The sequence below is a fragment of the Streptomyces sp. NPDC055287 genome (assembly GCF_053646035.1).
In genome coordinates this window covers 1-11,184 of sequence record NZ_JBSHNE010000087.1, presented here as the reverse complement: position 1 = coordinate 11,184, position 11,184 = coordinate 1, and the positions used below count along the sequence as shown (strand labels likewise).

Here is an 11,184-nt window from a genome sequence, read left to right as displayed (position 1 = left end):
GTTGAGGACGGGGTTCATGTGGGGGGAGTGGAAGGCGTGGCTGACGGTGAGGGGCCGGGTTTTGCGGCCGAGGGTGTGGAAGTGGTGGGTGACGGTGGTGATGTGGTCGGGGTGGCCGGCGATGACGAGTGAGGTGGGTGAGTTCACTGCGGCCAGGGCGACGTGGTCGTTGAGGTGGGGTCGTATTTCGGTTTCGGTGGCGTTGATGGCGGTCATGATTCCGCCGGTGGGGGCGGTGTGCATGAGGTGTCCGCGGGCGGTGACGAGGCGGGCTGCGTCGGTGAGGGTGAGGATCCCGGCGGCGTGGGCGGCGGTGAGTTCGCCGATGGAGTGTCCGGCGAGGTAGTCGGGGTGGACGTCCCAGGCTTCGAGGGTTCGGAAGAGTGCGGTTTCCAGGGCGAACAGGGCGGGCTGGGTGTAGTCGGTGCGTGTCAGGAGGCCGCTGTGGTTGCCCCACATGACGTCTTGGAGCGGGTGCTCCAGGTGTGGTTCGAACGCGGCGCATGCCTCGTCGAGTGCCTGGGCGAACGGTGGGCAGGTCCGGTAGAGGTCCTGGCCCATGCCGGGGTACTGACTGCCCTGCCCCGTGAACACGAACGCCGACCTGCCCCCGGCCGTCACCCGCCCCCGCACCACAGCCACCGACGGCCGGCCCTCCGCCAACGCCTCCAACCCCGCCAACAACTCACCACGACCCCGACCCACCACCACAGCCCGCTCCTCGAACTGCGACCGCGACACCGCCAAAGCCCGCCCCACACCCCCCACCGACAACCCCACCCGACCCGACACCCACCCATGCAACCGCCGCGCCTGATCCCGCAACGCCCCCACACCACGCCCCGACACCACCCACGGCACCACACCACCCCCCACGCATTCGTTCCCACCCTCGGGCCCGGGCCCGGGTGCGGCGGCAGGAGGGGGCGCATGACCGGTTGTCGCCAGATCGGCCACCACCATGTGGCAGTTGGTGCCGCCCATGCCGAAGGAACTCACCCCGGCCAGACGCCCGCTGTGGCCATCCGGCCATGGGGCGAGGGTCTCGTTGACGTACAGGCCTAGCTCGGGCAGAGGGATACGCGGGTGAGCGCTCTCGAAGTTCAGGCTCGGCGGTATCTGCCCCTGACGGATGCTCAGCACGACCTTCAGCAGTCCGACAATCCCCGCGGCGCCTTCCAAGTGGCCCACGTTCGTCTTGACCGACCCGACGGCGACCGGCGGCCGGCCGGCCCCGCTCCCGGCGGCGAACGCCTCGCCGAGCGCCGCCGCTTCCACGGGGTCCCCGACCCTGGTCCCCGTTCCGTGCAGTTCGACGTAGTCGACGTCATCGGGGCTGATGCCGGCGCGGCGGTGCGCCGCGGCGATGACATCCCGCTGTGCCGCCGCGCTCGGCCGGGTCAGACTCTCCGTGGCACCGTCGTTGTTCACGGCGCTGCCGAGGATCACCGAGTGAATCTCATCGCCGTCGGCCAGGGCGTCCGACAGGCGCTTCAGCACGAGGACAACACCGCCTTCGCCGCGTACATAGCCGTTCGCGCCGGCGTCGAAGGTGCGGCAGTAGCCGTCCGGCGAGAGGGCGCCGAAGGCCGAAACCGTACGGGTGGTCTCCCCCGCCAAATTCAGGTTGACGCCTGCGGCCAGGGCCAGCGCGGACCCGCCCTGCAAGAGGTTCTCGCAGGCCAGATGCACGGCGACGAGGGACGACGACTGACCCGTGTCGACCACGATGCTCGGGCCGCGCAGGCCGAGTGTGTAGGAAACACGGTTGGCGACGATGCCGCGGTGCAGCCCGGTCATGGAGTGCCGCGTCACCGCCCCGGCCCCGCATCGCTGATGCAGCAGGGCGTAGTCGTCCGCCATCACGCCCGCGTAGACGGCCGTGTCGCTCCCGTGGAGAACGGCAGGCACGATCCCGGCGTTCTCCAGGGCCTCCCAGCTCAGCTCGAGCACGAGCCGCTGCTGCGGGTCCATCGCCTCTGCCTCGCGGGGGGAGACGGAGAAGAAGTCCGCGTCGAACAGGTCGACCCTGTCCAGGAATCCCCCGCGCCGCACGGTCATGAACCGTTCGCCGTCGCCCCCGCCCGTGCCGGGCAGGTCCCACCGGCCCTCGGGTGCGTCGGTGACGGCGTCGGATCCTGTGCGCAGCACGTCCCAGAACGCCTCGGGGTCGGGCGACTTCGGCAGCCGGCACGCCATGCCGATCACCGCGACGGCTTCGCCGTGCTCCCCGGTCCCCTGGGGGGTGCCCTGCCAAGGCCGCTCGCGTCGCATATCGCTCGTCGCTCCCTCGTATGGCGTGATGTCGGCCGGGTGCCCATAGAGCCCCTCGGACAAGCCCGCGGGGTCCACCGGCCCCACGGTGGGCCGGTGGACCCCAGGTGTCGGAACGCTGCACCGCAGGGCAGTGCAGCCGCCGTTGCTACTCGGCGGCGCCCGCGCGGTTGCGGCGGCGCAGAACCAGGGTCAGACCACCCACACCGACCAGAGCGGCGGCGGAGGCGGCCATTTCCTTGGTCTGCAGCACGGAGGTGGAGTCGTCGGACACACCTGCGGCGTCACCCGTGGACCCGAGCGGCAGGGAGGCGTTGGTGGCGCTGTGGCCACCGGACGCCGGGGCGATCTTCAGGGCCGGCGCCATGTGGGCCGGGTGCGGCTCCTCCGCGGTGGGACGCTCGTCCCAGCGGACGACCTCGCCGTTGCTGTACGTCTGTACGGCGGTGAAGAAGATCTGGTCGACGGCCGGTATACGGCCACCGAGGATCTGGAACTCGTCGAAGTCACCGGCCTTGATCTGGCTGGAGGAGTCCTTGGCGATCCATGTGATGGACAGGACGCCCTCACCGATGTTGCCACCGGTGCCGGTCTTCTCGATCCGGTGGGCCCAGCCGGGGTGCGGTTTGGCCAGCACGTTGGAGAGCTTGCTCGCCTCTTCCGTGGGAAGAATGATCTGGATCTTGGCAGTCCTGCTTTCGACCCGCTCGTTCGGGACCCGGAAGGTCAGCGTGGGAAAGCTGCCCGCGACTGCGGTCGTGGGCTCGCTGACGGTCACGTGCGCGGACGCCGGAAGAGCGGCGCCGAAAACAAGACCTGCGGAAAGCGCGACGGCTGCAATGACCTTGGGCAGTTTACGAGACATGTCTCCCCCTCAAAAGGCATTCGGAAGGGGACGACCGCCCCCGGACACGAATTCTTCCGGGCCCGGGTTCCCGCCGCATCTCCCACGTTGCCTTCATGCGACGGGAGTCGGGGTGGAGGACCGTCTAGTCGTCGCTCAGCGTCCGGGTGATCTGGTCGATTCGGCTGAACCGTCCGTCGGGTGCCAGATCACCGAAGAGATAGACCTCGGTGTCCACCTTTGTCCCCTTCTTCATCGCGGCGCGCACGACCAGGCGGGCGGCGATGCGATTGCCGTCGGCCATGGCCTCCTTGACCTCGTAACTGCCGCTCTCCAGGGTCTTCTTCACCGGACGCAGGTGAGCGATGAGCTTTTCGCGGTCGATGAGAATGCCGTCGTTGAACTGCACGAAGTCCGGTGTGTAGTAGCGGTCGATGACGGCACCGGCCTCCTCGTCGCCGAAGATGGCCTCCTCCTGGAAAGAGGTGTAGAAGTTCTCGAGAAATCGCTCGGGCGGTACATCGGAGAACACGTTCACATTGCTCCTCACCGGGTGGGCTTTTACCCCCTGGGGGTATACCGGAATGCATCAGTAAATCAGGGGCCGCAGAAAGCCGCAACCGCACGGCTCCGGCGGCCCGCCGAATGACCCACCCCCTCGGCACCGCCAACCCGGCTCAGGCGGCGACCGGTTGAAGTCGCCCACTCCGGTGCAGGGACAGCATCGCCATGGCACACCCGGCCCCGATCGCGCCGAGCACGAACCAGGGCAGGGCAGGCGCGCCGGCGGAGCGCGCGGCGTCCAGGGCAGCGCCCGTCAGCAGGTTCCCAGCCGTGATGCCCACGCCGCAGATGGTGTTGTACAACCCGTAATGGGTGGCGACGTACCGGTCCCGGGCCAGAGTCACAATGGTGTCCATCTCGAAGGGGTAGGCCAGCATCGTCCCGAACGCGAACAGCAGTGCGGCCATCAGCGACGGCACCACGGCGAGCAGGGCACGCCCCGCGCCCGCGTCGGGAACGGGCAGCGCCGTGGCTACGAGCAGGGGCACGAACGCGACGCCGAGCAGACCCAGTCCGAGCACCAGGGCCCGGCCGGCACCGAGCGTCCGTTTGCTCCATGCCGTGAGCCGGGTCTGCCCCACGATGGTGGCCAGACCGGATGCCGCGAAGAGCAACGCGACGCCCACGGCGCTCGTCGCCCCCTCCCCGCCCAGCCGGCGCACCTCCAGCGGCAGCGCCAGGTAGACCTGGAACGAGAGCGCGTACGAACCGACCATCGTGAGCGAGAACAGCACGAACGCCCGGTTGGCGACGACGGAACGCCACTGCGAGAGCACCGACATCGGCGATTCGCCATGGTCGCGACCCTTGCGCGCGGGCAGCGCGAACAGCTGTGCCACGGAGAGCACGGCGAACACACCGGCCGCCACGAGACAGGTCAGACGGAAGCTGACCGCGGTCAACAGCAGTCCCACCAGGGGTCCGAGCAGAATGCCTGCCTGGTAGAAGACGTTGAACAACGCGAAGGCCTCGACGCGCCGCTCTCCGGCGTCATGGGCGAGGTACGCGCGCACGGCCGGGTTGAAGAGCGCTCCCGCGAGCCCGGTGGCGGCGGAGGCCGCGATGAGGGCCGGCAGTGCGTCGACCAGTCCCAGTACGGCGAAACCGGCGACACGCAGCAGCAGACCGGCGACGATCATGGGCTTGTAACCGAGACGGTCGGCCAGTGTCCCGCCGAAGAGGAACATGCCCTGCTGGCTGAAATTGCGTACGCCGAGGACGAGTCCGACGGTCCACGCGGCGAGTCCGAGGTTGCCGGCGAGGTACTGGGCCAGATACGGCATCAGCATGTAGAAGCCGAGATTGATGCTGAACTGATTGACCATCAGCAGCTGTGCGCCGGGACCGAACGAGCGCATCTCCCCGACGACCGACCTCATCACCGGCCGGCCGAGGTCGGGGCCGCCGGCACCAGGCGCTCCGCTGCCGCGGGGTCGACCACGGTCGTGCACCGGGTCCAGCGCCGGATCTCCGACTCCTGGGGGTGGGCGACCTCGAGCGGCTCGTCGGCCGGAGGCCCCTGGAGCAGCTGATGCGCCGTACAGTACGCGTCGTCGTAGACCGTGGAGAGGTAGCGGTCCGGGCCGTCGGGGAAGACGGTGGCGATCTGCGTCCCGGCCGGCAGTGTGCGAGCCAGCCAGGAGGACACCAGGGTGACGGCCCCCACACTCCAGCCGCCCGTGGCGTACTGAGACCTGGCCAGTTGGCGGCAGGCCCAGACCGATTCGGCCGGTGCCACCCAGTGGACCTCGTCGAACTGGTCGTAGGCCACGTTCGCGGGATAGATGCTCGACCCCAGACCGCGCATCAGCCGTGGCCTGGCCGGCTGCCCGAAAATGGTCGACCCGATGGTGTCGACCCCCACGAGACGCATGCCGGGAAAGAGCTGGCGCAGCACCCGCGAGATGCCGGCCGAATGTCCGCCGGTCCCGACGCTGCAGACCAGGACGTCGACATGGCCGAGCTGGGAGGCCAGTTCGAGAGCGAGCGGTGTGTAGGCGGCGACGTTGTCGGGATTGTTGTACTGGTCGGGGCACCAGGAGCCCGGCCGTTCGGCGAGCAGACTGCTCACGCGGTCCCTCCGGGCCTGCTGCCAGCCACGGGTCTCGTGCGGCACGTTCACGACGTCGACCTCGGCGCCGTACGCGGTCAGCAGGCGCTCCATCGGCTCCTCGAGGCCGGTGTCGGTGACGAGCGTCACGGGATTTCCGTACACCATTCCCGCGAGCGCCAGCCCCAGGCCGAGGGTGCCGCTCGTCGATTCGATGACGCGTCCGCCCGGAGCGAGGTCCCCGCGGGCCAGAGCACGCTCCACCATGTACAGCCCGGGGCGGTCTTTCACCCCGCCGGGGTTGCTGCCCTCCAGCTTGGCCCAGAACCCGCGGCCCGGCGGGGTCAGCGGTTCCGTGATGCGCAGTACGGGAGTGTTGCCCACCAGTGACGAGATCGAGTGGGCGGGGTCGGGCGCCCTGGACGTCTGCGGCCGTAACAAGGGCCCGCGTCCGTGATCGGGAGCGCTGAGAGCATGCATAGGTCCCCCTGGTCGAGGTCATGGGTACGCGCCTGCGCCCCCAGTGCCGGACACCGGCCCGATGCGCGCCGGAGCGGCCGGCGTAGGCGCGGCTGTTCAGCCTGGCGCCGCGCCAAGACTGTTACGGCACTCCCGCGCTGTCATCGCCGAGATTGCTCACCACCGCACTCCGGCAGGACGCAGCGGGCGGCCGGCCGCCGCCCCCCGGTGGCGGCCGGTCAGCGGGGGTCAGACGCGGCCGGCCAGTTCGTAGCCGATCTCGTCGACGGCCTCGGCGACGGCTTTGTCGTCGGGCTCTCCGGACGTCGTCACCGTGACGTGTCCGGCGGCGAGATCGACGTCCACGCCGAGTACGCCGGACACCTCGCTGATGGCCTCGGTGACGTGGTTGCGGCAGTTGTTGCACACCATTCCGGCCACGCTGTACGTGATGGACCGCGCGGGGGTGGTGGGCTCCTGGACCGGCATGCGAACCTCCGGGCTGAGTGATGTGAATACGTTACCGGGGTACGGTATCCCGCTCGCTCCGGAGCACGGACGCCTCGCCCCCGCCGGACCGGGACGCAAGGCTCCACGCGGCCGCGCGGGCCGGGGAACGGCGGGCGGCCAGCAGTGACCGCAGCACCGTTGCGGGGCGCATCACGGAGGCGGGCGGTGCGAGCAGATGCTGCACGTCGAGCATGACGCGGTGCGCGTACGCGGAGACGTGGCTGGCCAGCATCACCTGGCGGATGTACCGGTTGGCCAGCCCGTTGCCGGCCGGCTTGCGCCCTTGTGTCTCGGGGTACACGAAGTCGCTGCCGGTCGCCATCTGCCACGGCGTGTCGATGATCCTCCCGGCGGCCCGGTAATAGTCGCGCGCCATGAGGGCCGACGCCCCCTTGAACCGGTCGATGCATGAACCCAGTTCGAGCGCCTCGAGCGCCGCGACGGTCATGCCCTGCCCGTACAGCGGATTGAAGCTGCAGATCGCGTCGCCGAGCGCCACATGGCCGCCGGGGAGCCTGTGCAGCCGCTCGTAGTAACGGCGCCGGGCGGCCGGGTAGGTGAACTTTCGCGCGTTGCCGTCGTCCAACGGCTCGGCCCGCTTGAGGAGTTCGGCCATCTGCGGGGCTTCGAGAGCGGCGGCGAAGTCCGCGAACCCCTCCGGGTCCACGGGCGCGTGGGAGCGGTGCCAGCCGCCGAGCGTCACCATCCAGCGGTCGCCCTCGATGGCGAACGCGGCGGCGGCGCGCTTGTCGTGCGGGGGCACGGCGCTCATCAGGTAAAGCAGTGCACCGTCCTGCAGATCGCCCGGCCTGCGGTGCAGCAGCCGTGTCGTGTACCCGACGTCGATCTTCACGGTGTCGACATCGGGCGCCGGGTAGCCGAAGCGCTGGAGTGAATCGAGGGGGCCTCCCCCGCCGCGCCCGGAGGCGTCGACGACGAGGTCGCTCCTGAGCCGCTCACCGTCACTCAGCTCGACCCCGGTGATCCGGCCGCCGCCCGCGATGAGGGAACCGACGACCGAGCGGTCCCGAATGGTGACGTTGCCCAGCGCCTCCACCCGGCTGCGCACGGTGCGTTCAAGAAAGGCCCTGCTGAGACTGACGCCCAGCCTGCCGCTGGCGAAGCGGGCACGCAGAGCGCCCATCTGATGGAAGAGGAGGTCGTGGCCCGGGTCGAAGAGCACGGCTCCGCCGTCGATCAGCTCGTCGGTGAGCCCGGGGAACAACTCTTCCAGTGCCAGCCGGCCGCTGATGAGCAGGGCGTGGGCGTGCGCTCCGTGCGGTACGGCCTTACGGGTCTCGGCGTTCTCCGGAAGAGTGTCACGGTCGAACAGCGTCACCCTGCGGAATCTCGCGGACAGGGCCTGTGCGGCGACGAGTCCGCCCATGGATGCGCCTATGACTACCGCGTGCTCGCCGACTGCCTCGTGCCCATCGGTCTCGGCCATGCGTCCCCTCCTTGGGAATGCCGGCCGACAGCCCTGACGTCTCCGGCGGCATCAAGTATGTAGTCCGGGCGCCGTGGGTGTCTTCTTCCTTATTGCTCAATGCTGCTCCCAACTCCCTTGCGTCCAGGGCCGCCTGAGTCCTATTGCCTCAGTCCGGGAGGTGTGTAAGGCTCACAGGCATCGTGGCGGACTGCAACGGGGGTTGCCGAGTGTCCAATCAGGTAGACAGTCGCAGCAAGTGCCGGCGCCGGCCGGGTGGATCGCACGGAGTACCGGCATCGGTCTCGTGAACCGCATGCCCCGGCCCGGAGACGAGGCGCTGCTTTCGCGCCCCTGTGGCCGGATTTCCGATGGGCGGTAGGGACACCTCTCTCGCTGTTCATTGAAGAAGCGTCAACTTGCTGCAATACCGATGATTTCTCACCAGTTCACCGACAGGAGAGCTCTCGGCATGCCCAGTTCCACGACGCGCAAGACGTCCTGGACGGAACAGCACATCCGCGACCAGTCCGGACGACTGGTGGTGGTGACGGGAGCCAACAGCGGCATCGGGTACATCACGGCCCGCGAGCTCGCCCGGCGAGGTGCCCATACCGTGCTCGCCTGCCGCGACAAGGCGCGGGGAGAAGCCGCCTTCCACCGCTTACGCTCCGAACTCCCGCGGGCGGGGCTTGAGTTACGCCTGCTCGATCTGGCCGACCTGGAATCCGTGCGCGCGTTCGCCGCGTCCTGGGACCATGACCGGCTGGACCTCCTTGTCAACAACGCGGCAGTGGTGATGCTGCCGCTCACCCGCACCGCGGACGGATTCGAGTCCCACTTCGGTGTCAACCACCTCGGGGCATACGCGCTGACCGGCCTGCTCCTGCCCCGGCTGCTGCGTTCACAGGCCCCGCGTGTGGTGACCGTGAGCAGCGAGTCGCAGCTCACGGCCCGTTTCGACCTGGGCAACCTCAACGCCGAGCGGCGCTATACGCCTTCGGGAGCCTACGCGCAGTCCAAGCGGGCCAACGTCTACTTCTCCGCACAGCTGGACCGCTGGGCCAATGAACGGGGAGCCGGCCTGCGGAGCATGATCGCCATCCCTGGGCTCAGCGACACCGGTGTCCTGGGGAAGGCGCCCCAGCACGGCCGTCTCTGGCGGGCGACCGTCCCCCGGGTTGTGCGGTTTCTGGCCAAACCAGCGATCGAAGGGGCCCGGCCGACTCTCTACGCGGCCACCGAACCGGATCTGCCCGGCGGTTCCTACATCGCCCCCGCCGGACCGCTGCAGATCCGCGGCGCCCCGGCCCCGCGCCATGGACGCAGGACCGTCTACGACTCCGCCACGGCCGCGGCGCTGTGGGACATGTCGGCACGGCTGACCGGCGTTCACTACGAACTGCCGGGGCTGTCGGACTGAGACGGCGGGGCGGCCTCCAGGTGACGTGAGACCCCGATTCCGCTCGCGGCATGGCCCGGCACCCTCCCCCTGCGCCAGTCTGCGCCATTTCAACGGGACGTCATCCGCAAGAGACGTTCCTTTTTGCCGCGCGCCACGAATGTCATGTCGTCGCGGATTCCGCACAGAGTCAATTTTCGGCTGCCTCGGGACACGTTTCACGCGAGTTCACTGTGTGTAAATTCTGCAAGGTCCCGCGTTATTAGGAGGATTACCCGAACTTCTCTTCCAGGAGCAGGTCCGCAAGCGCGAAGAAGACACGGGGCGCCCGCCACTGGAGGATTACCCATGGAGCACAACACGTCAGCGGTTTCCCCGCGTTGCCGTACACCGAAGCTAGGAGTCCCCCACAATGGAGCACCTCACGCAGCGCGCGGTCTTCACCATGCGGGAGCGCTACCACGAGCCCCTCGGCCTCGACGACCTCGCCCGCTCTGTGATGGTGAGCAAGTTCTACTTCCTGAGAGTATTCCGGCGGATCACCGGCGTGACGCCCGGCCGGTTCCTGAGCGCCGTACGCCTGCACGAGGCGAAGCGCCTCCTTGTCAGTACGTCCTTCAACGTGGCCGACATTTCCGCGCAGGTCTGTTACAGCAGCGCCGGCACCTTTTCACGGCGGTTCACGGCGTCCGTCGGTCTCTCGCCCACCCAGTACCGAAGACTCGGACAAGGTGATACCGCCGGACACCCGGAGATATCCCCGAATCCGGTCTCGCCCGGGCCGCTCGGTTCCGTTTCCGGTACGGCACATGTCCTGGGGACGCCGCTGTCGCCCTTGTACATCGGGGCGTTCGACAGTCCCATCCTGCAGGGGCAGCCCGCTGCCTGGTCCATGCTCGACGGGGCGGGGCCCTTCTGCCTCAACAATGTGCCGCCGGGCACCTGGTACCTGCACGCCGTGGCGCTCGGCTCGCACGCGGTGAGCGCGCCGTCCAGCGGTCCGCCGCTGCTCGTCGGCACGGTGGGCCCGGTGCAGATCGGCGCCGCCGCCCACGTCCGCCTCGATGTGGCGGTCCAGCAGGAGGACTGGACACGGCCACCGGTGCTGCTCGCCCTGCCGGGACTGGACCCGCTCCGCCCGTCGGTACCGGCCGTCCAGGAGACCCGGCCGGCCATCGCGATCCCGAAGCCGCGCACGGTCATTCGCCACGGCCGCACGCTGGCGACCGCTTGACCTGTCCGTTCCCTGTTACCCGCCGCCGACGCGCGAGCTCTACGCGCGTCGGCGGTTCGGTGATCCGGTGCGCCTCAGCCCTGCCAGCTGTGCGGGGCGCAGAATGCGCGGCACCGTTCCAACCGGTTCCAGCGGGCCTTGCTGCGGACCTCGGCGGCGGGGGCGGGAACTGCCTGGGCGGCGGCACGGGCCAGGAGAACCGCGGTGATCGCGGCGAGTTCGTCCGATTCGGCGTGTCCCCTCTCCACCCGCAGAATCTGCTCGTCGGCGTGGACGGTCATGGGCGTCTTCTCCCTCGGATCGGCGGTGCTCGCGAACAACGCGTCTACTGCGGGGGGTTGCCGTGCTTGCGTGACGGCAGGTCTGCGTGCTTGGTGCGGAGCATGGCGAGGGAGGCGATCAGCACCTCGCGCGTCTCGGC

At 69.2% G+C, this 11,184-nt stretch carries 10 protein-coding genes; 2 read left to right on the top strand and 8 right to left on the bottom strand.

Annotated features, from left to right (window positions below; translation table 11 throughout):
• From ACWIHY_RS39455 to ACWIHY_RS39425, 7 genes are all read right to left on the bottom strand, one after another.
• On the bottom strand, positions 1 to 2,274 hold a 2,274-nt coding region (locus tag ACWIHY_RS39455; RefSeq protein WP_454381504.1), incomplete at its 3' end, for a type I polyketide synthase.
• Between the two features lie 148 nt (positions 2,275 to 2,422).
• The gene (locus ACWIHY_RS39450; RefSeq protein WP_454381503.1) at positions 2,423 to 3,139 is read right to left on the bottom strand and encodes a YcnI family copper-binding membrane protein; all 717 of its coding nucleotides are present in this window, start codon (positions 3,137 to 3,139) and stop codon (positions 2,423 to 2,425) included.
• Between the two features lie 124 nt (positions 3,140 to 3,263).
• Positions 3,264 to 3,650 (bottom strand): nuclear transport factor 2 family protein, encoded by a 387-nt coding sequence (locus ACWIHY_RS39445; protein WP_454381501.1) that lies wholly within the window; start codon positions 3,648 to 3,650, stop codon positions 3,264 to 3,266.
• 145 nt (positions 3,651 to 3,795) lie between these two features.
• The gene (locus ACWIHY_RS39440; protein ID WP_454381500.1) at positions 3,796 to 5,061 is read right to left on the bottom strand and encodes an MFS transporter; all 1,266 of its coding nucleotides are present in this window, start codon (positions 5,059 to 5,061) and stop codon (positions 3,796 to 3,798) included.
• Positions 5,061 to 6,212 carry a PLP-dependent cysteine synthase family protein gene (locus tag ACWIHY_RS39435; protein ID WP_454381499.1) on the bottom strand — a complete coding sequence of 384 codons (1,152 nt, stop codon included), beginning with the start codon at positions 6,210 to 6,212 and terminating at the stop codon, positions 5,061 to 5,063. Before ACWIHY_RS39435 ends, ACWIHY_RS39440 begins: the two co-directional genes overlap by 1 nt.
• 228 nt (positions 6,213 to 6,440) lie before the next feature.
• Entirely contained in the window at positions 6,441 to 6,680 is a 240-nt protein-coding gene (locus ACWIHY_RS39430) for a heavy-metal-associated domain-containing protein (protein ID WP_454381498.1), read from the bottom strand.
• Between the two features lie 31 nt (positions 6,681 to 6,711).
• A complete protein-coding gene (locus tag ACWIHY_RS39425; RefSeq protein ID WP_454381497.1) occupies positions 6,712 to 8,148 on the bottom strand; it encodes an FAD-dependent oxidoreductase in 1,437 nt (478 codons plus the stop codon).
• Positions 8,149 to 8,599: 451 nt separating this feature from the next.
• On the opposite strand from ACWIHY_RS39425, the gene ACWIHY_RS39420 reads away from it, so the two are divergent.
• Together ACWIHY_RS39420 and ACWIHY_RS39415 are read left to right on the top strand one after the other, a co-directional pair.
• The gene (locus ACWIHY_RS39420; protein WP_454381495.1) at positions 8,600 to 9,550 is read left to right on the top strand and encodes an oxidoreductase; all 951 of its coding nucleotides are present in this window, start codon (positions 8,600 to 8,602) and stop codon (positions 9,548 to 9,550) included.
• 391 nt (positions 9,551 to 9,941) lie between these two features.
• Entirely contained in the window at positions 9,942 to 10,763 is an 822-nt protein-coding gene (locus ACWIHY_RS39415; protein WP_454381493.1) for a helix-turn-helix transcriptional regulator, read from the top strand.
• Positions 10,764 to 10,837: 74 nt separating this feature from the next.
• Here ACWIHY_RS39415 and ACWIHY_RS39410 read toward each other — a convergent pair whose 3' ends face one another.
• Complete coding sequence (locus tag ACWIHY_RS39410; RefSeq protein ID WP_454381491.1) at positions 10,838 to 11,044, bottom strand: acyl-CoA carboxylase subunit epsilon; 207 nt, start codon at positions 11,042 to 11,044, stop codon at positions 10,838 to 10,840.
• Positions 11,045 to 11,184: the final 140 nt, after the last annotated feature.

Bases quoted from the DNA above. Each gene is read 5' to 3' on its own strand.
- ACWIHY_RS39450 (WP_454381503.1), bottom strand. From the start codon at position 3,139: ATGTCTCGTAAACTGCCCAAGGTCATTGCAGCCGTCGCGCTTTCCGCA.
- ACWIHY_RS39440 (WP_454381500.1), bottom strand. From the start codon at position 5,061: ATGAGGTCGGTCGTCGGGGAGATGCGCTCGTTCGGTCCCGGCGCACAG.
- ACWIHY_RS39435 (WP_454381499.1), bottom strand. From the start codon at position 6,212: ATGCATGCTCTCAGCGCTCCCGATCACGGACGCGGGCCCTTGTTACGG.
- ACWIHY_RS39430 (WP_454381498.1), bottom strand. From the start codon at position 6,680: ATGCCGGTCCAGGAGCCCACCACCCCCGCGCGGTCCATCACGTACAGC.
- ACWIHY_RS39425 (WP_454381497.1), bottom strand. From the start codon at position 8,148: ATGGCCGAGACCGATGGGCACGAGGCAGTCGGCGAGCACGCGGTAGTC.
- ACWIHY_RS39420 (WP_454381495.1), top strand. From the start codon at position 8,600: ATGCCCAGTTCCACGACGCGCAAGACGTCCTGGACGGAACAGCACATC.
- ACWIHY_RS39415 (WP_454381493.1), top strand. From the start codon at position 9,942: ATGGAGCACCTCACGCAGCGCGCGGTCTTCACCATGCGGGAGCGCTAC.
- ACWIHY_RS39410 (WP_454381491.1), bottom strand. From the start codon at position 11,044: ATGACCGTCCACGCCGACGAGCAGATTCTGCGGGTGGAGAGGGGACAC.